The sequence below is a fragment of the Streptomyces agglomeratus genome (assembly GCF_001746415.1).
GTDB lineage: Bacteria > Actinomycetota > Actinomycetes > Streptomycetales > Streptomycetaceae > Streptomyces > Streptomyces agglomeratus.
This window is the reverse complement of record NZ_MEHJ01000001.1, coordinates 6,757,129-6,775,098: the sequence shown is the minus strand read 5'-3', so window position 1 is coordinate 6,775,098 and position 17,970 is coordinate 6,757,129. Positions and strand designations below refer to the sequence as shown.

The 17,970-nt window shown below is 72.0% G+C and carries 18 protein-coding genes; 4 read left to right on the top strand and 14 right to left on the bottom strand.

Annotated elements, in window-relative coordinates:
- Nucleotides 1-6: 6 nt before the first annotated feature.
- Nucleotides 7-1,260: an FAD-dependent monooxygenase gene (locus AS594_RS29550; protein WP_069935493.1), complete on the bottom strand. Its 1,254-nt coding sequence runs from the start codon at nucleotides 1,258-1,260 to the stop codon at nucleotides 7-9.
- A 78-nt stretch (nucleotides 1,261-1,338) separates the two neighbouring features.
- On the opposite strand from AS594_RS29550, the gene AS594_RS29545 reads away from it, so the two are divergent.
- The 3 genes from AS594_RS29545 to AS594_RS29535 all read left to right on the top strand — a co-directional run bounded on the left by AS594_RS29545 (nucleotide 1,339) and on the right by AS594_RS29535 (nucleotide 3,117).
- Entirely contained in the window at nucleotides 1,339-1,953 is a 615-nt protein-coding gene (locus AS594_RS29545) for a TetR/AcrR family transcriptional regulator (RefSeq protein WP_069929867.1), read from the top strand.
- A gap of 41 nt (nucleotides 1,954-1,994) precedes the next feature.
- The gene (locus tag AS594_RS29540; protein ID WP_069929866.1) at nucleotides 1,995-2,507 is read left to right on the top strand and encodes a DinB family protein; all 513 of its coding nucleotides are present in this window, start codon (nucleotides 1,995-1,997) and stop codon (nucleotides 2,505-2,507) included.
- A 94-nt stretch (nucleotides 2,508-2,601) separates the two neighbouring features.
- Nucleotides 2,602-3,117 (top strand): hypothetical protein, encoded by a 516-nt coding sequence (locus AS594_RS29535; RefSeq protein ID WP_079144340.1) that lies wholly within the window; start codon nucleotides 2,602-2,604, stop codon nucleotides 3,115-3,117.
- Here AS594_RS29535 and AS594_RS29530 read toward each other — a convergent pair whose 3' ends face one another.
- Entirely contained in the window at nucleotides 3,118-3,591 is a 474-nt protein-coding gene (locus AS594_RS29530) for a hypothetical protein (protein ID WP_069929864.1), read from the bottom strand. It abuts the gene before it with no gap.
- A gap of 79 nt (nucleotides 3,592-3,670) precedes the next feature.
- On the bottom strand, nucleotides 3,671-4,648 hold the full coding sequence (locus tag AS594_RS29525) for a helix-turn-helix transcriptional regulator (RefSeq protein ID WP_069929863.1): 978 nt from the start codon (nucleotides 4,646-4,648) through the stop codon (nucleotides 3,671-3,673).
- A 104-nt stretch (nucleotides 4,649-4,752) separates the two neighbouring features.
- Here AS594_RS29525 and AS594_RS29520 point away from each other — a divergent pair, with 104 nt between their 5' ends.
- Nucleotides 4,753-5,160, top strand: a complete 408-nt coding sequence (locus AS594_RS29520; protein ID WP_069935492.1) for a DUF3224 domain-containing protein — start codon at nucleotides 4,753-4,755, stop codon at nucleotides 5,158-5,160.
- Here the strand turns inward: AS594_RS29520 and ung are convergent, their stop codons facing one another.
- The 11 genes from ung to AS594_RS29465 form a co-directional block, all read right to left on the bottom strand.
- Nucleotides 5,161-5,844, bottom strand: coding sequence for a uracil-DNA glycosylase (ung, locus tag AS594_RS29515; RefSeq protein WP_069929861.1), 684 nt, complete (start codon nucleotides 5,842-5,844; stop codon nucleotides 5,161-5,163).
- A gap of 68 nt (nucleotides 5,845-5,912) precedes the next feature.
- Complete coding sequence (locus AS594_RS29510) at nucleotides 5,913-7,493, bottom strand: ABC transporter substrate-binding protein (protein ID WP_069929860.1); 1,581 nt, start codon at nucleotides 7,491-7,493, stop codon at nucleotides 5,913-5,915.
- 118 nt (nucleotides 7,494-7,611) lie between these two features.
- Nucleotides 7,612-8,379 carry an SDR family oxidoreductase gene (locus tag AS594_RS29505; protein ID WP_069929859.1) on the bottom strand — a complete coding sequence of 256 codons (768 nt, stop codon included), beginning with the start codon at nucleotides 8,377-8,379 and terminating at the stop codon, nucleotides 7,612-7,614.
- A 16-nt stretch (nucleotides 8,380-8,395) separates the two neighbouring features.
- Nucleotides 8,396-9,157, bottom strand: coding sequence for a 3-oxoacyl-ACP reductase FabG (gene fabG / locus AS594_RS29500; RefSeq protein ID WP_069929858.1), 762 nt, complete (start codon nucleotides 9,155-9,157; stop codon nucleotides 8,396-8,398).
- Between the two features lie 152 nt (nucleotides 9,158-9,309).
- Nucleotides 9,310-9,696 carry a DUF3037 domain-containing protein gene (locus AS594_RS29495; protein ID WP_069929857.1) on the bottom strand — a complete coding sequence of 129 codons (387 nt, stop codon included), beginning with the start codon at nucleotides 9,694-9,696 and terminating at the stop codon, nucleotides 9,310-9,312.
- The gene (locus tag AS594_RS29490) at nucleotides 9,693-10,556 is read right to left on the bottom strand and encodes a HipA family kinase (RefSeq protein WP_069929856.1); all 864 of its coding nucleotides are present in this window, start codon (nucleotides 10,554-10,556) and stop codon (nucleotides 9,693-9,695) included. The genes AS594_RS29495 and AS594_RS29490 overlap by 4 nt, the downstream gene beginning before the upstream one ends.
- Nucleotides 10,557-10,565: 9 nt before the next feature.
- Nucleotides 10,566-11,804: a beta-ketoacyl-ACP synthase II gene (gene fabF, locus AS594_RS29485; protein ID WP_069929855.1), complete on the bottom strand. Its 1,239-nt coding sequence runs from the start codon at nucleotides 11,802-11,804 to the stop codon at nucleotides 10,566-10,568.
- Complete coding sequence (acpP, locus tag AS594_RS29480; RefSeq protein ID WP_206281725.1) at nucleotides 11,801-12,073, bottom strand: acyl carrier protein; 273 nt, start codon at nucleotides 12,071-12,073, stop codon at nucleotides 11,801-11,803. Before acpP ends, fabF begins: the two co-directional genes overlap by 4 nt.
- A gap of 5 nt (nucleotides 12,074-12,078) precedes the next feature.
- A complete protein-coding gene (gene pigE, locus AS594_RS29475) occupies nucleotides 12,079-14,607 on the bottom strand; it encodes a prodigiosin MAP biosynthesis aminotransferase PigE (protein ID WP_069929853.1) in 2,529 nt (842 codons plus the stop codon).
- On the bottom strand, nucleotides 14,604-17,159 hold the full coding sequence (locus AS594_RS46355) for a hypothetical protein (protein WP_069929852.1): 2,556 nt from the start codon (nucleotides 17,157-17,159) through the stop codon (nucleotides 14,604-14,606). Before AS594_RS46355 ends, pigE begins: the two co-directional genes overlap by 4 nt.
- Nucleotides 17,160-17,275: 116 nt before the next feature.
- Nucleotides 17,276-17,944 (bottom strand): TetR/AcrR family transcriptional regulator, encoded by a 669-nt coding sequence (locus tag AS594_RS29465; protein ID WP_079144342.1) that lies wholly within the window; start codon nucleotides 17,942-17,944, stop codon nucleotides 17,276-17,278.
- Nucleotides 17,945-17,970: the final 26 nt, after the last annotated feature.

Genomic DNA, 17,970 nt, shown 5'->3' with positions numbered 1-17,970 from the left:
GTCTCCCTAACGCTGTGCCTGATGTGCCTGGTGATCGCGGACCCGCCGGTCCCGCGCCCCGGCAGCATACGTGCGCTGCGGCGGCAGCCAGTCCGCGATGCCGTCGAAGGTGCGCAGGGCGAGGCCCGGGCCGAGGCCGGCGAGGCGCATCAGGGTGTCGCGTACGGCGACGGCCGGGGCGCTGCGGAGGGCCACCAGCTTCGCGACCCGTGCGGACTGGCGGACGATGCCGGTGGTGCGCGGCAGCCGGTCGGCGGAGTACGCGGCGAGGCCGGTCCCGAGGCCGTCCACGTCGGGGAGGTGGTGGGCGAGGACGATGCCGTCCTCGATGGCCTGGTTGCCGCCCTGGCCCAGCATCGGGCACATGGCGTGCGCGGCGTCGCCGAGCAGCGCGGTCCGGCCACGGTGGAAGGCGGGCAGCGGCGTGATCAGGTGGTGCACGTCGTGGCGCAGGACCTGGCCGGGGCCGGCCGCGTCGATGATCCGGGGGACGGGCTGGTGCCAGTCGCCGAACCTGCGCAGGAGTTCCGCCTTCTCGCCGTCGGGTGACCGGTCCCCGGCGGGGGCGACGGCGGCGGCGTACGCGTAGATCCGGCCGTCCTTCAGCGGCTGGCTGCCCCACAGGGAGCCGCGGCCCCAGGACTCGTGCGGTGCGAAGGGGACGCCGAGGTCCGGCACGACCACGCGCCAGGTGGTGATCCCGGAGTAGGCGGGTCCGGGGTGCTGGGGGAAGAGGGCGCGGCGCATCGCGGAGTTGATGCCGTCGGCGCCGACGACGAGGTCCGCCTCGATGTCCCCGTCGGGAGTGGTGACCACGGCGGGGCGGCCGCCCGCCACTCCGGGGTCGGCCGGTGTCGCCGGGCACCCGGTGCGCAGGGAGCCGTCGGGCAGCCGGGCGATGAGGCGGTCGACGAGGGTGGCGCGGTGGACGAGGACGAGGGGACCGCCGAAGCGCTCGGCGGCGGCGGCGCTGTTGGTACGGGCGAGCCAGCGGCCGTCGGGGGAACGCATACCGCCGTCTCCCTGCCAGGCGGCCAGCTCACGGATCTCCTCGCCCAGGCCGATGACGTCGAGGGCGTGGTGGCCGTTGGGGGCGAGCGCGATGCCGGCGCCGACCGCTTCGACGGCCTCGGCGCGCTCCAGGACGGTGACGCGCCAGCCGCGCTGATGGAGGGCTACCGCGGCGGTCAGGCCGCCGATGCCGCTTCCTACGACGACGGCGTGGGGCCGGTCCTGCTGCGGGGGGCTGATGGGGGCCATGACTCCTCCTCGGCAACTACACCTGTAGTGACCCCAGGAGCGTACTACAGGTGTAGTCGGCGCGGTAGATTGGTTCCCATGACCGCACGCACCACCGCCATGGGCCGCTCCCGCCCCGAGCTGATCACCGACGCCGCCCTGACCCTGCTCGTCGAGCGCGGCATGCGCGGGCTGACCCACCGGGCGGTGGACGAACGTGCCGGGCTGCCGCAGGGCTCGACGTCCAACTACGCCCGCACGCGGCAGGCGCTGCTGGAGGCGACGGTGCGGCGGCTGGCCGAACGCGAGACCCGGGTGCTCGCGCTCGACGAGATGCCCGCGCCGTCGGCGGGGCTCGACGGCATCGTCGGCGCCCTCGCCCTGGTCCTGCACCGGCATTTGACGCACCACCGCGAGCTGCTCGTCGCCCGGTACGAACTGGGCCTGGAGGCGACGCGCCGGCCCGAGCTGCGCGAGTTCTACGATGCCGCGGGCCGCCACCACTTCCGTGAGCCGCTCAACGCGCTGATGGCGGCGGTCGGTTCGCGGGAGCCGGAGCGGCACGCCCTGTCACTGGTGGCGTGGTGCGAGGGGCTGATGTTCTCCTGCGCGGCCGGTTCGTACCACTCCGCCGTGCCCAGCGAGGAGGAACTGCGCAAGGGCTTCGGTGAGTTGCTGCGCGGCATGCTCGGCGCCGCGGGCGCGGGCACATAAGGGCTGGCGGCGGGGTGGACCGGTGAGTGACGATGGCTGCCATGACGACTACCGGACGTATTGATCCCTCCACCACCGCCGCGGAACGGGAGATGCTGGAGAGCTGGCTGGAGTTCCACCGCGAGACGCTGGCGCTCAAGTGCGCGGGTCTGAGCGAGGAGCAGCTGCGAGAGGCCGCCGTACCGCCTTCGAGCATGTCGCTGCTCGGGCTCGTGCGGCACATGACGGAGGTCGAGCGGGGCTGGTTCCACCGGGTGCTCGGCGACGAGGACGCGCCGCCGCTGTACTACAGCGACGAGGATCCCGACGGGGACTTCCACGTCACCGCCGAGGACACCTGGCAGGAGGCGCACTCCACCTGGCGGGCAGCGATCGACCGGGCGCGCGAGCTGGCCGCGCCGCACTCGCTGGACCACATCGGCGGAGGAAAGCACCGCAGCGGGAAGACCTACAACCTCCGCTGGATCTACGTCCACATGATCGAGGAGTACGCCCGCCACAACGGCCACGCGGACCTGCTGCGCGAGCGGATCGACGGCACGACGGGCGACTGACCGGCGTCCGCGCGACGGCCGCCGGATCACTCGTGCGGGCCAATCTCCTTCGCACGTAGGCGAAAAGAGCCTCCGGCCCACCAGAGTTGCGCGCGTGCACCGAACGAGAACCACAGTGAAGATCCTTATGGGTGTGGCGGTCTCGGCCGTCTCCGCCACCGTCACCGGCTGCGTGGCGGTGGAGCCCGCCCCCTCGCCCGCCGCAGTCCCCCGGGCGGACGCCGCGCCGCTCCCCGGCGGCCAGGACGTACAGCCGCAGATCGTCCAGGCTCCCGCCCGGCAGGCCCTGGACGCCGCGCTCCAGCCCCCGGAGAAGGCCGCGCCCCGAGAGGAGCCCCGGGAGGCCCCGGCGGTGCGCCAGACCGCCGCGCCAAAGCCGCCCGGGCGGCCGGCCGCGAAGCCGGCCCCGCCTCCCGCGCGGCCCGCTCCCGCCGTCCCCGTGGCGCCCGCACCCCCTGAGGTCGCCGTCCCGGTGCCGCGCGTAGTCCCGTCCCTGCCCGCAGCCGCTACCGGCGCGGGAGCGGACGTGTGCGCCCTGGGCGAGGGGTACGGCGGCTGGCGGCCCGGCAGCCCCGAGAGCCGCATCTGCCGCGAGACGTACGGGCGTTGATCACCCCGCCTCGGCGATCCTCCGCTCCAGCCGGTCGAGGGCCGCCCGGACCCCGTCCCCGTACCCGTCGTCCGCGAGCGCGTCCGACGCCGCCCGCGCCCGCCCGAGATGGGTGCGCGCGGCGTCCGGGCGGTGCAGCTTCAGGTAGTCGGCGGCGAGGTTGAGATGGAGCGAGGGATAGAAGCCGCGCACCGCGACCGAGGAGTCGTGCCGGGCCACGCGTTCGTCCGTGAGCCCGTCGGCGGCGGCGAGCGCCCGCAGGTCCCAGGCCAGTTCGTCCCCGGCGTCGTCCTGGGTGTCCGCCATGTAGTGCGCGAGCGTGCAGCGGTGGAACGGGTCCCCGTCCTCGCCGATCTCCGCCCACAGCTCGCCGAGGCGGTTGCGCGCCTCCTCGCGGTCACCGGCGTGGAGAAGCATGATCGCCTGCCCGATCCGCGTCATCGTGGCGTCCTCGGACGTCTCCCGCTGCTCCATCGCCGTTTCTCCTGTCGCCCGCCACGCACCAGCCAATACCGACGACCCCGACGCTAGACCCCGCCACTGACAATCGGGCTCAGGCTCGGGCGGCGTCCCCGTAGCGCTGCGCCAGGCCGGTGACCGTACGCGCCACCTCGGCGCGCAGTTCCGGCGGGCCAAGCACCTCGACCTCCAGCCCCATCCGCAGCAGGTCCCCCAGCGCCACCGGCAGTGCCTCGACGCGCAGCACGGTCTCCACCCAGCCCTCCCCGTCCGGCGGCCCCGCCTCCCGCACGGCCAGGGCGCCGGCCGCCCCGCACTGCACGGGCAGCAGCCGCAGGCCGCGCGGGGACACCCTGAGCCGGGCCTCGCCCCGCAGTACGGCGGCCTCCATCCGGCGCGCGCTCTCCTGCCAGTACGCCGACAGATCGAATCCGGCGGGCCGCTCGAAGCCCTCTTCCAGCCCTTCCACGGCGAGCATCCGCGACACCCGGTACGTACGGACCGACTCACCGGCGTGCGCCACCAGGTACCAGTTCCCGCCCTTGAGCACGAGCCCCAGGGGCTCCAGGTCCCGGTGCACGTCGCCGCGCCAGCTCCGGTAGTGCACGCGCAGCAGCCGCTGCCGCCAGACCGCCCCCGCCACTTCCGCGAGGTGCGGCGCGGGGTCGGCGTCCCGGAACCAGGCGGGGGCGTCGAGGTGGAACCGTTCCTGGACGCGCCGGGTGCGCTCCCCCAGGCCGTCCGGCAGCGCGGCCCGCAGCTTGAGCTGCGCCATGGTCAGGTCGGCGGCCAGGCCCAGTTCGGCGGCGGCCGTCGGCATGCCCGCGAAGTGCAGCGATCCGGCCTCGTCACTCGTCAGACCGGTCAGCCGGGTGCGGTAGCCGTCCGTCAGACGGTACCCGCCGGCCGGGCCCCGGTCGGCGTAGACGGGCACTCCCGACGTGCTGAGCGCCTCGACGTCCCGGTAAACGGTCCGGACCGAGACGCCGAGTTCCGAGGCCAGTTCGGGGGCGGTCATCCTGCCCCGATTCTGAAGGAGAAGCAGGAGGGAGAGCAGTCGGTCCGCGCGCATGCGCCAAGTCTGCCCCCGTACCTGACAGAAGGTGTCAGGTACATAAAAGATGCTGGTCCCAGGAGCGCGAGAGCGTCGCGCCGGCTCTTGAGAGGAAACCCGCCATGCCCACACAGGCCACCGGAAGCTTCACCTACGCCGACTGGGTCGAGACGTCCGTAGCAGGGCCGGAGGAGGGCCCTAGGCTGGCCCGTGCCTCCGTCACCAACACCTTCAGCGGCGCCGTCGAGGCGTCCGCGACCACCTGCGAGTACTCCATCGCCTACGTGTCCGGGAAAACCGGCGTCTGCTCCGGTCACCAGCTCTTCAGCGGCACCGTGGGCGGCCGTCGGGGGACGTTCGCCGTCGAGGAGCGGGCCACCTTCGGCGAGGACGGAGAGGTCCACTGCACGTTCGAGGTGGTGCCCGGCTCCGGCACGGGTGAGCTGTCCGGGCTGAGCGGGACGGGCGGCTACACCGCGCGACACGGTGAGTCGGCCGTCCCGTACACCTTCGCGTACGACCTGGGCTGATCAGCCCAGGTTCGGCACGGTCCAGTCGATGGGCCGGTGGCCCTGCGCCGCGACCGCCTCGTTGATCTGCGTGAACGGCCGGGACCCGAAGAACTTCTTCGCCGAGAGCGGCGAGGGGTGCGCGCCCTTCACCACCACGTGCCGCTCCTCGTCGATCAGCGGGAGCTTCTTCTGCGCGTAGTTGCCCCAGAGCACGAAGACGGCCGGGTCGGGCCGCGAGGCCACGGCGCGGATCACCGCGTCCGTGAACGTCTCCCACCCCTTGCCCTTGTGGGAGTTGGCCTCGCCGGCCCGCACCGTCAGTACGGCGTTGAGCAGCAGGACACCCTGTTCGGCCCACGGCATCAGATATCCGTTGTCCGGGATCGGGGTGCCCAGCTCCGCGTTCATCTCCTTGTAGATGTTCCGCAGGGACGGAGGCACCTTGACCCCCGGCCGCACCGAGAAGCAGAGCCCGTGGCCCTGCCCCTCGCCGTGGTAGGGGTCCTGGCCGAGGACCAGGACCTTCACACGGTCGTACGGTGTCGCGTCGAGGGCGGCGAAGACCTCCTCGCGCGGCGGGTAGACCGGCCCGTTGGCCCGTTCCTTCTCGACGAATTCGGTGAGCTGCTGGAAGTAGGGCTTCTGAAGCTCGTCTCCGAGAACGCCGCGCCAGGACTCGGGCAGCATGTCGGTGTCGGTCACGTCAACAACCTCCGGTAAAGGATCAGTTCTTCATCAAAGAACCTACCCGCGGCCACTGACAACGGCCGCTACCAGCTGGTCTTCCGGTGCAGCTGCCACACCTGCATGATCGTCTGCGGGTCGAGCGCACGCTCCGCGCCCGCGATCTCGTCGGAGGCGGCGACGTACAGCTTGCCCTGCCACAGCGGCAGCAGCCGGACGTCCTTGAGCAGGATCTCCTGGGCGCGCCCGAACTGGTCGCCCACCGCGGCGCGGTCGCTCTCCTGCCGTGTCTTCGGCAGCAGGCTGGCCGTGATCTCCGGGGTGTCGTACGGCGTTCCGACGGCGTTGTTCTCGCCGACGAAGGGGGCGACGAAGTTGTCCGGGTCCGGGAAGTCGGGGGACCAGCCACGGCCGAAGACGGGGTACTCGCCCTTCTGGTAGCCCTTCTGGAAGGTGTTCCAGGGCCGGCTCTTGAGCGTGATCTTGAACAGCCCGGACTCGTCCAGCTGCCGCTTCAGCTCGGCGAACTCCAGCGCGGTGGACGATCCGTACCGGTCGGAGGTGTACCAGAAAGTCAGCGGTACCGGCTCGGTGATCCCCGCCTCGGAGAGGATGTTGCGCGCCTTGGGCACGCTCGGCTCGCCGTAGGTGTCGAAGAAGCTGGTCGCGTGACCGGCGACACCGCTCGGGATCATCGAGTACAGGGGCTCGGCGGTGCCCTGGTAGACCTTGTCGACGAGGGCGCCCCGGTCGACCACCTGGGCGATGGCCCGGCGGACGGCGGGGTTGCGCGCGGCCGGGTCCTTGGGGTTGAAGACCAGGTAGCGGATCTCGGCGCCGACCGCCTCGACGACCTGGAGCTCCTTCTCCTTGGGCTGGCCCTCGAGATCGACGACTTGCTCGGCGGTCAGACCGCGGAACGTCGCGTCGATCTCCTTCTTCTTCAGCGCCGCGACCATCACGGCGGAGTCCTTGTAGTACTGGATCGTGACGGCGTCGTTCTTGAGATCGGCGAACCCCTCGTACTTCGGGTTCTTCACGAGCTCGGCCGACTTCTCCGGCTGGTACGACGCGAGGGTGTACGGCCCCGAGCCGGTCAGCTCGTTGCCGGAACGGAGCCGGTCCTTCGGGTAGTCCGCGGGGCTCACCATCGACATCGCCGGCGTGGCGAGCACGAAGGGGAAGGTGGCGTCCGGCTTGTTGAGACGGAAGGTGATCTTCCGGTCGCCGTTGATCTCCACCTTGTCGAGGCTGGAGAGCAGCTGCTTCGGACCCCCCTGCGCCCCGATCTCGACGATCCGGTCGATCGAGTACTTGGCCGCCTTCGCGTCCAGCGCTGTCCCGTCCGAGAAGGTGAGGCCCTCGCGGAGCGTGCAGGTATAGACCTGGTTCGAGCTGTCCGTGAAGGAACACTTCTCGGCGGCGTCCGGCTCGGGCGAGGTGCTCCCCGTGGGGTAGCTCACCAACGTCTGGAAGACGTTTCTGTACAGCTCCCAGGAACCGTCCCACGCGCCGGCCGGGTCGAGTGTGCTGGGCGTGCTCGTCGTACCGACAGCGAGCTTCTGCTCGGTGTCGGACTGATCACTGGACAGCATCCCGCATCCGGTCAGCAGGGATATGGACACAAGGGCTGCAGCGGACTGCAGACATCTGGTCCGGTTGAACACGTGCACGCTCCTCGATCAGCCATGGGTCGGCAGACCATACCGCAGCGCCCTGTCGGGTCAACGGGTCGACCCGGCAGGGCGCTTGGGCGTAATCCACAGTAAAAGCGGGTAAAGCGACTCAGCCGACGCCAGCGTTCAGGAAGATACCGCCGTCGACGACCAGTGTCTGCCCCGTGATCCAGTCCGACTGGTCCGAGGTGAGGAAGGCCGCTGCGCCGCCGATGTCCGCGGGAACGCCGAGCCGCCCCAGCGGGTACGCCGCCGCAGCCTCGGCCTCGCGGCCCTCGTAGAGCGCCTGGGCGAACTTGGTCTTGACCACGGCGGGCGCGATCGCGTTGACCCGTACACCCGGCGCGAACTCGTGCGCCAGCTGGAGGGTCAGGTTGACCATCGCCGCCTTGCTCATGCCGTACGCGCCGATGAAGGGCGAGGCGGAGATGCCGGCGACCGAGGCGATGTTCACGATCGCCCCGCCGTTCTCCTTCTGCCACGCCTTCCAGGTCTGCTGCGCGAACCCGAGCGCGGAGATCACGTTGGTCTCGTACGTCTTGCGGGCGACCCCGAGGTCCAGCTCCGCGATCGGTCCGAAGACCGGGTTCGTGCCGGCGTTGTTGATCAGGAAGTCGACCCGGCCGAACGCCTCCATGGTGCGCTCGACGGCGATCGCCTGGTGCGCCTCGTCGTGGGCCTTGCCCGCGACGCCGATCACCCGGTCCGCGCCGAGCGCCTCGACGGCCTCCTTCAGCGCGTCCTCGTTGCGCCCGGTGATGCACACCCGGTCGCCGCGGGCGACGAGCGCCTCGGCGACGCCGTAACCGATTCCGCGGCTCGCGCCCGTGATGAGCGCGACCTTCCCGCTGTCCCGCACCTCTGCCTCAGCAGTCATGATTCTCAGTCCCTCGTCAGTTGAGCGGGCCGCCGGCGACGTACATGACCTGGCCGGAGACAAAACCGGCGTCTTCGCCCGTGAAGAAGGCGATGGCGTTGGCGATGTCGTCCGGCGTGCCGACGCGCTGCACCGGGATCTGGGTGGCGGCGGCGGCCTGGAACTCCTCGAAGCCCATGCCGACGCGGGCGGCGGTCTGGGCCGTCATCTCCGTGACGATGAAGCCGGGCGCGACGGCGTTGGCCGTGATGCCGAACTTGCCGAGCTCCTTGGCGAGCGTCTTGGTGAAGCCCTGGAGGCCAGCCTTGACGGCGGAGTAGTTCGCCTGTCCGCGGTTGCCGAGCGCCGAGCTGCTGGAGAGGCTGACGATACGGCCGAACTTGGCGTCCACCATGTGCTTCTGGCATGCCTTGGCCATCAGGAACGCGCCCTTGAGGTGCACGTTCATCACGATGTCCCAGTCGGACTCGCTCATCTTGAAGAGCAGGTTGTCGCGCAGGACACCCGCGTTGTTGACGAGGATCGTCGGCGCACCGAGCTCCGCGGCGACGCGCGCGACGGCGGCCTCGACCTGGGCGCTGTCGGAGACGTCGCAGCCGACGGCGAGGGCGGTGCCGCCCGCCGCGGTGATCTTCTCGACGGTGTCCTTGCACGCGGCCTCGTCGAGGTCGAGTACGGCGACGGCGCGGCCCTCGGCCGCCAGACGGACCGCGGTGGCGGCGCCAATGCCGCGCGCCGCCCCGGTCACGATCGCGACACGCTGCTCGGTGGTGGACATGCTGGTTCTCCTCGCCCTTGGATGCGGTCGCTCAGCCTGGTCGACCGAGAGTGAGTTCCCGATCACTGAGCAACCGCTTAGTAGCTTCAGCAGACGAGACGCTAGAAGCCATGGCACTCGGTGTCAACGGCCCACCGGGTGCGTAGCGCAGATCACCTCACCAGCAGATCGAGCAGGCGCTCGGCCTCGGCCGCCGGATCCGCCGTGAGACCCGTGTGCACGGGGCCGGGCTGCACCACGGTGCTGCGGGGCGCGATCAGCCAGCGGAACCGCTTCCCGGGGTCCTCCCCCGCCGCCTGTCCAGCCCCGCCGCCGCCCGCGCAGACGCCCTCCACGGCCCGCAGGGCGGCCCGTACACCCGCCACGTCGGCGTCGGGGTCGAGCGCCCTCAGTTTGGCCTCGTCCAGATGCGTCCGGGCGGCGACGAACGACTTGGCGCGGCAGTAGACGAGTACGCCCGCGTTGAACATCTCGCCGCGCTCCACGCGCGGCACGACGCGCACCAGCGCGTATTCGAAGACGTCCCGTCGGGTGTTCACTGGTCGCCGTCCTTGTCGTGCGTCTCGTCCTGGCCGGCCGGCCGCGGCAGGGGCGCCAGGCGCTCCTTGAGCCAGCCCGGGGCCCGCGACGGCTTGTCCTCGGTCGGCGCGCCGAGGGTGATCCGCTCGTGGATCGTGGCGGCGCGCGCCAGCAGGACGCCGACATGGGCGCGGCGCAGCGCGTCGGCGCTCTCGAACCCCGGCTCGTCCACGAGCCACTCGGCGGGGATCTCGGCGGCGACCTCGGTCAGCAGTTCCTCGGTGACCCGCGGGGCGAGCTCGGCGGCCGCGGCGGCGACGTCGGGGCCGAAGGACGCGAGCACGTGGTCCGAGGCGTTGTACGGCTTGGCGGCCGCGCTCTCGGCGGCCGGCCAGTTGTGGTGCCAGATGATGGTGGCGCCGTGGTCGATGAGCCACAGGTCGCCGTGCCAGACGAGCATGTTGGGGTTGCGCCAGGAGCGGTCGACGTTGTTGATCAGCGCGTCGAACCACACGACCCGGCCCGCTTCGGCCGGGTCCACCTCGTAGGCGAGCGGGTCGAAGCCGATCGAGCCGGGGAGGTAGTCCATCCCGAGGTTCAGTCCGCCGCTCGCCTTGAGCAGTTCCTGCACCTCCTGGTCCGGTTCACCCAGGCCGATCACCGGGTCGAGCTGGATGGTGACCAGTTCGGGGACGCGCAGTCCGAGCCTGCGGGCCAGCTCCCCGCAGATGACTTCGGCGACCAGGGTCTTGCGGCCCTGTCCGGCTCCGGTGAACTTCATGACGTACGTACCGAGATCGTCGGCCTCGACGATCCCCGGGAGCGAGCCGCCCTCGCGCAAGGGCGTGACGTAGCGGGTCGCTGTGACTTCGTTGAGCATCCGCCCAGGTTATCGGGGAGCGCCGAAGGCCAGGACGACGTTGTGGCCGCCGAAGGCGAAGGAGTTGGAGAGGACCGCGCCGAGCGGGATCTCCCGTGCGTCCGCCCCCACCACGTCCAGTCCCAGGTCCGGGTCGGCGCGGTCGAGGTTGACCGTGGGTGGCACGACGCCGTGCGTCAGCGCCTGCACACACACCACCGCCTCGACCGCACCGGCCGCTCCCAGGCTGTGGCCGGTCATCGACTTGGTCGAGGACACCGGTGTACGGCCCGCCTCCTCGCCCAGGGCGGTCCGCAGCGCCCGTGCCTCCGAGGCGTCGTTGTACGACGTACCGGTGCCGTGCGCGTTGACGTACGAGACGTCCCGCGCCGACCAGCCGGCGGAGCGCAGTGCCGCCCACATCGCGCGCGCGGCGCCCGCGCCCTCCGGGTGGGGGGCCGTCACGTGGTGCGCGTCGGACGAACGTCCGTAACCGCTGAGCGTGGCCAGCACGGTGGCGCCCCGTGCCCGCGCGTGCTCCAGGGATTCGAGGACCAGCACCGCCGCCCCTTCGGCGAGCACGAATCCGTCGCGGTCCTCGCTGAAGGGGCGACTGGCGCGCTCGGGCTCGTCGTTGCGCGTGGACAGCGCCCTGATCCTGGCGAAGCCGCCGACGATCAGGGGGGTGACCGGCGCTTCGCTGCCTCCCGCCAGTACCACGTCCGCCTCACCCGAGACGATCATCTGGCAGGCGCCGATGAGGGCCTCCGCTCCGGACGCGCACGCGGTCACGACCGCCGTGCTGGGACCGGTGATGCCGTGGTCGAGAGCGATCCGCGAGGCGGTGCCGTTCGCCATCGACATGGCGATGGAGCGCGCCCCGATTCTGGACGGACCGCCGGACACCAGGGCCCGCGTGTTCGTCTCCCAGGTGAGCGCGCCGCCCGCGCCCGTGCCCATCACGACGCCCACCCGGTCACGGTCCTCGGCGGTCAGGTCCAGCGAGCTGTCCTCGAGCGCGAGACGGGCGGCCGCCAGGCCCAGTTGTGTGCAGCGGTCGGAGGCCAGCGCCTCCCGGCGGCCGGGGGTGAACCGCTCGGGCAGGTCCACCTCCCCGGCGATGCGCACCGGGAGTCCGTCCGGGTCGAAGCGGCTGATCCGGCGGACCCCGCTGACCCCCTTGAGCTGGGCCTGCCAGAAGTCGTGCGCGCCGACACCGATCGGCGTGACCGGGCCGATGCCGGTGATCACCACCTGCCGGCCGTTCACGCCCCGGCTCCGGTCGGCCGGTGGGCGGCGAGGTAGTCCAGTACGTCGCCGATCGTGGCCAGGGACAGGGCCACCTCGTCGTCGACGGCCGTGCCCAGCTCGGTCTCCACGATCGTGAGCAGTTCCACCATGTCGAGGGAGTCGAGACCGAGATCCTCCTTGAACCGCGCTTGCGGCGTCACCTCTTCGGGCAGCAGGCCGAGCTTCTCCTCCAGCATCGCCGTCACGCGTTCCAGGATCGCGCCGGTGGAAGTGATTCCTGTGGTCACCGTGATCATCCTTCTTCGATGGTTGGGCGGCCCGGCACCGGTACGCCGACGGTGTCGGAGTGCAGGGCCAGGTCGTGGCAGACCGCGCCGACCGCCGTCACGAACCGGTCGGCCTGCTCGGTGGTCAGCACCAGGGGAGGCTGGAGGCGCAGCACCCTGTTCCGGTTCGCCGTCAGGAAGGTGAGGATCCGGTGGTCGCGGGCGAGCCGGCCGGCGAATCGCAGGCACATCAGGTCGCCCAGCGACGCCTCCAGCGCATCGCCCGCCCGGGCAACCGCCGCCCGGACGTCGTCGGGCAGCCAGTCGACGAGGGAGTGCAGGTCGCCGGGGAGCCGGGTGAGGACCTCGTCGGCCATGGCGCCCGCCGCACCGGAGAAGTCGCCGTTGAACTCCAGGGCGTTCATCAGGCCGATGCCCCGGACGTCGCGGACGAACCCGTACGGTGCGCAGACCTCGCGCAGGGCGGTGCGCAGGTACGCGCCCATGTCGGCGGCCCGTCCGGGCAGTTTCTCCGCTTCGAGGACATCGAGCGTGGCGAGGCCCGCGGCCGCGGCGAGGTTGCCGCCGCCGAAGGTGGACGAGTGCAGCAGGGCCCGGTCGCTGCTGCCGTAGGCGTCGTCCCACAGGCCGGCGCCGACCAGTGTCGCGGCGATCGGGACCAGGCCGCCGGAGAGCGACTTCGCCAGGCACAGGACGTCCGGCCGCAGACCGTCGTGCTCGGCGGCGAACATCGCGCCGGTGCGGCCCAGCCCCGTCTGGATCTCGTCGAGGACGAAGACGGCTCCGGCCCGGCGGCACAGGCGCTGGGCCTCCAGCAGATAGCCGGGGGGCGGCAGTACGACGCCGCCCTCCCCCTGCACCGGTTCGACGATGAAGGCGGCGGCGCCGTCGATGACGGCCGCCAGTGCTTCGGCGTCGCCGTACGGGACTCCCACGCAGTCGGACAGCAGGGGTGCGAACGGGGCGCGGTGCGTGTCCCGCCCGGTCACGGACAGGGCGCCCATCGTCTTGCCGTGGTAGCTGTTGTCGGCGTGCACGAGCCGGGTGCGTCCGGTGGCGGCGCGGGCGAGCTTCAGCGCGGCTTCCACCGCCTCCGTACCGGAGTTGCTGAAGAAGACGCGCTCCGGCGCGCCGGGCGCCAGGGCGCTGAGCCGCTCGGCGAGTTCGGCGGCCTGGACGGGCATCGAGATGTACTGGGCGAAGGTGGGCGCGCCGCGGCCGAGGAAGTCGCGCAGCCCCGCGACGACGTGCGGGTGGTTGTGGCCGAGGTTGAGGGCGCCGTATCCGGCGACGAAGTCGAGGTACGCGGCGCCGTCGGCCGTGATGAGCTCGCACCCCTCCGCCCGGGTGAAGACCCGGTCCATGCCGTGGGCGGCGAACAGCCGGGCCATCGGCGGGTTGATGTGGTCGCGGAAGCGCTGCCGGGTCTGCGTGGTGGTGTCCGGCGGGGCCGACGGGCGGGACCGGGGCAGGTGGTGGACGCTCAGGCGGGCGATGTCGTCGTCCGCCAGGGTGCGTCCGAAACCGGCGAGCGGCGTGGGCAGGAAGCCGTGCCGTGCGGCGAGCGCGCCGATTCGGCGTACGCCCTCCACGTCGATCTCCCGGCCGAGGGACCAGGATTCGGCGCGGTCCTCCAGGGCCAGCACCACGGTCTCCGCGAGGCATCCGTTGAGCTGCTGGGTGGGGCCCGGCAGCGTGCCGTCGCCGGTCACGACACCGTCGACGGCGCTGACGAGCCCGCCGTCGACGACCACCACGTCCCGGCCGGCCGGTGGCACCGGGGCGTCCCGGGGCAGGGCGACGTCGACGACCACCGAGCCGGGGTGCAGCCGCGCGGTGTCGATGACACCGCCGGAGGACGAGGCGGTCACGTACAGGCGGGGACCGTCGCCGCACGCGTAAACGTCCTGACGCAGCGTCACGTTCTCGTGCTGCTCCGGCTCCAGGTAGCTGAGCAGGGCGTCGGCGGCCCGGCGGCTTCGGCGGGTCACCAGGTCCAGCCGGAAGCCGTCCGCCAGCAGGAGGCGGGCCATGGCGAGCGCGATGGAGCCGGGGTAGCCGACCACGACGAGGGGCGCGGATCGCGGGGACAGCCCGAGGAGGCGTACGCAGTCGAGCACGGCCTGGTGGGCGGCATAGGTGGTCAGGGAGTTGCCGCTGGTGACGGGCACGCCGACCTGGCCGGCCGTCCACTGCCCGCGGTCGCCCACGATCGACGTGGCGCCGCCCAGACCGACGATCCGCGCGCCCGCTTCCTCCAGCGCGGTGACCTCGGCCGCGACGACGGCCCGGGCGGCGGTGGGCCTGCGCAGGAGCTGCTCGGCCGTGTAGGCGAGAGCGCGGATCTCACCGGTGCACCGGCTGCCGGTGAGGGAGGTGACGGAGGTCAGCATGGGCAGCGGCACATGCAGGCGGGGGCCGGGCTCGCGCACCGTACCGCGGTGGTCGTCCAGGAGCCTGCCCAGCAGGTCCAGGCCGCGCAGCTGGTTGCGGTGACCGGGGCTGACCGCGTGGGCCAGGAAGCCGAACTTCAACGGAGCTCTCCCTCGTGGGCGGACGGGCCGGGACGGCGGGCCATGGCGAAGGTGAGCTCGGGAAGCGTGTCGCGCTGCCAGCCGAGGGACGACAGCAGGCTCAGCCCGTCCCCCTCGTTGTTGTGGGCGAGCGGCACCGAGTACACGTCGACCGCCGAACGCCGGAGCAGCCGGTCCGTCAGCTCGACGGGGTCCACGTCGGTCAGACGGCGGTGGGTGACCGTCAGGCCGCCCAGCTTCCGCTCCCATTCGTCGTCCATGAGGTGCAGGACCTGCGTCTGGCGTTCCGCCTCGCCCGCCCGGCGCCCCTCCCGGTAGGTGCGGATCACCGAGTGCCCGCCGTCGATGAGCTGGAAGACGCTGACGTTGCCCGCGAGCCGGTGACCGTTGACGCACACTTCCTGCACCAGCGTGGGCACGATGCCGGGCACCAGCGCCAGGGCGCCGTCCCCCACGAAGGCCAGCACGTTGTCGCCCCGGCTCAGCGCGAGGGCGGGCACGGCCTGGAGGGCGTCCCCCATGAGGGAGCGTCCGTACCAGCCGGAGAAGCCCGGCCCGGTGCGCGGCAGGTTGCGGATGGCGGAGAGCCCGCCGCGTCCCACGTCGAAGACGCCGGTGTACGTGTATCCGTGGTCCGTGATGAGCGTGTCGAGGACCGCGCCGAGCCGCCGGAAGAAGTAGTTGGGACTCATCGGCACCAGGGGCAGGGCGTGGACGATGTCCGAGGGGCTGTCCCGGCTCTCCTCGATGGCGCGCATCCGCCGGGCCCGCAGCGGCTCGGGGACGTCGAGCCTGCGGCGTACCTCGCGGAGGAACTCCAGCCCGTCGCACCGCAGCCGGTGGTCGGCGAAGGGCGCCAGGTGCTGCTCCTCGCGGGTGATCTGGACGATGCGCAGCGACCGTTGGAGCGCCCGGGGGGAGAAGGGCGTGGCGGCCTCGGCGATACGGCTCTTGAGGAAGAACAGGCACTGCTCGTCGCGCGGGCGCAGCCGGCCGGCGTGGTGCAGGAAGGCGTGGACGCGGTCCGAGTAGCCGAACACGCCGAGCGTGCCGAGGTACTGCGGTACGGCCTTCCCGTCCCGGTAGCGGGCGACCGACCCGGGCCGGGTCAGCGAGTCGGCGAGCGCGACGCCCGCGCGGTCGGCGATGTCGTGCACCAGAGCGCTTTCCTCGGCGCCGAGCCGGCCGCACTGCCACAGCAGCCTGGCAGGGCCGTCGTTGATGATGTCCATGACGGGGGCCAGGTCGTCCTCGCCGACCACGAGCCGGGGCCGGGCACGGGCCGCGGGCCCCCCTGCGGGCAGGGAACCGGGGCTCGCGCCGGGGGTGGCGTCCTCGGGCGTCCGGCCGCCGGGACGCGCGGCGGGCGCCGCGACGGCAGCGGTCCGCAGCACTTCCGGGGTGGCGAGCAGGACGACCGGGCCGCGGTCGGCTCCGTACGCCGTGAACGCCTCGGCCAGCTGTTCCCGCAGGCGGGCGGGGTCGTCGAGGTAGCGGAACTCCAGCCCGCGGGCCCGCAGCACCTCCCGCGAGTCCTCCGCGCCATGCACGGTGCCCTGGAACGGGTACCACGCGTCCGGCCGCGAGTCGGCGCAGACGATGAACCCCCTGGCTCGCGCCTCCCGCAGGTTCGCCAGGGTGCCGCGGAATTCGTCGATCATCCCGCTGGTCACCACGATCAGGAAGGGCGCTTCGTCCAGCTGCCAGCGGGCCAGCGCCCCGCAGGCCAGGCTGTGTTCGCTCGGGCCGCGCAGCACGGGGTTGCCGCCGCGCGTCGCGCGCGTCTCCAGGTCCGCGATCAGACCGGACACGACCGACCCGGTGTAGTAGTGCAGTCCCCAGGTGTCGCCAGCCTGTTCGGCGAGGAAACCGGCCAGCTCGTCGGCCAGCAGCGCGGGCGCGTCCGGCGCGGCGCCGCGCAGCGCGGATCCGGCGTAACACAGCTGTACGTAGTCGGTGAAGGAGCAGATGACGTCGGCGCCCAGTACCCAGGCGAGGCCGGGCAGTTGCCGCCGCGTGCAGGGGTGCGCGAGTCGGACGGGGTCCAGCGGGCTGTCGTCGTAGACGAAGACGGTGTACGCGCCGAACTCGCCGCGTGTGTGGGCGGGCAGGACCGCGCGCAGTTCGTCCAGACCCTCGGCGAGGCCGCCACCCGCCAGTGGCCCGGTGGGTGCGTCGGCCGGTTCGGATTCGATCAGCAGGAGTGCGATCGCGTCGTCGCCGTCGCGGCGCCCTGCCGTCAGGCGTCGCAGCCGGCGCGCGGCGTCGGCGAGGGTTTCGGCGTGGACCAGCCGGATCTCGGCGGCCGGCAGAGCCCGGTCGAGGAACCGGCGGGAGCGGGTGAGTGCCTGCGCGTAGGCGTCCGGCCAGGGTTCCCGGCGGCCGGGCGCGGGCCCGTCGGTGACGAACTCGCGCAGGGAGTCGTCGCCGGGGCCGGTGCCCCCCGCGAGGTCCGCCAGCGCGGTGGCGATCGTCCGGTGGAACGGCGCCCGCGCGCCCACCGCGACGACGAAGAATCGCGGCCGTTTACCGTCGCCGCTGTCACTGCCCACAGTCGCCACTCCCCCAGCCGCCACATGGTTCGCTACGTACAGAAGTCTGCGACGGGCACGCTGAAGGGGTTCTGCATAACGTCTGGAGACACCGGCCGCGGCCGGCGGCCCGCGCGTCAGGGCACGGCGTCATCCACGTGGCGAGCCGGGGTGCCACCGCTGATCAGGTTCTGGCAGAGGCCCTCGTACACCCAGTCCTCCCACTGCTCCTGCGTCCACTCGCGCTCGGAGGCCAGCAGGTGGTACAGCTCCGGGCCGAGGAGCGCGTAGCAGATGTCGAGGGCCCGCTCGTTGCCGAGTCCCTCGGGCAGCAGTTCCCGGTCCGCCAGTACGTCGACGAACTGACGCTGGACGAGCCGGCGCTGGACCTTGTTGGTCTGCCACAGATCCGCCGCCTCGCCGTAGGCGGCCGCGGCGTTGCGCAACACCTCGAGGAGCGGGGCGACCCGTTCGTTGACCGTGCGGGTTATCCGCGCCAGGAGCCTGAGCTGCTGACGGGGGTCCTTCACGGAGAGCGCTTCGGCCACTTGCGGACGGGCCGGCATCAGTCCCGAGCCGTCCTCACCGGCCGCGTGGACGTCGATCAGGTCGCGCAGGATCTGCTGCTTGTTCCCGAACGAGAAGTAGACCGTCTGTACGGAGACCTTGGCCTCCCGCGCGATGGACTCGATGGTCGTCGCCGCGTAGCCATGCCGGAAGAAGAGCTTCATCGCGGCGTCGAGTATCCGCTGCCGGGTCTGCTCCGCTCGTAGACGCCTCGTGTCCGGCTTCTTCGGGATCAGCACGACACCCCCTCTTGCTATAGTCAGCG

Excerpts from the sequence above, each read along its gene's own strand:
- AS594_RS29550 (WP_069935493.1), bottom strand. The coding sequence starts at position 1,260 with ATGGCCCCCATCAGCCCCCCGCAGCAGGACCGGCCCCACGCCGTCGTC.
- AS594_RS29545 (WP_069929867.1), top strand. The coding sequence starts at position 1,339 with ATGACCGCACGCACCACCGCCATGGGCCGCTCCCGCCCCGAGCTGATC.
- AS594_RS29540 (WP_069929866.1), top strand. The coding sequence starts at position 1,995 with ATGACGACTACCGGACGTATTGATCCCTCCACCACCGCCGCGGAACGG.
- AS594_RS29530 (WP_069929864.1), bottom strand. The coding sequence starts at position 3,591 with ATGGAGCAGCGGGAGACGTCCGAGGACGCCACGATGACGCGGATCGGG.
- AS594_RS29525 (WP_069929863.1), bottom strand. The coding sequence starts at position 4,648 with ATGCGCGCGGACCGACTGCTCTCCCTCCTGCTTCTCCTTCAGAATCGG.
- AS594_RS29520 (WP_069935492.1), top strand. The coding sequence starts at position 4,753 with ATGCCCACACAGGCCACCGGAAGCTTCACCTACGCCGACTGGGTCGAG.
- AS594_RS29505 (WP_069929859.1), bottom strand. The coding sequence starts at position 8,379 with ATGACTGCTGAGGCAGAGGTGCGGGACAGCGGGAAGGTCGCGCTCATC.
- fabG (WP_069929858.1), bottom strand. The coding sequence starts at position 9,157 with ATGTCCACCACCGAGCAGCGTGTCGCGATCGTGACCGGGGCGGCGCGC.
- AS594_RS29490 (WP_069929856.1), bottom strand. The coding sequence starts at position 10,556 with ATGCTCAACGAAGTCACAGCGACCCGCTACGTCACGCCCTTGCGCGAG.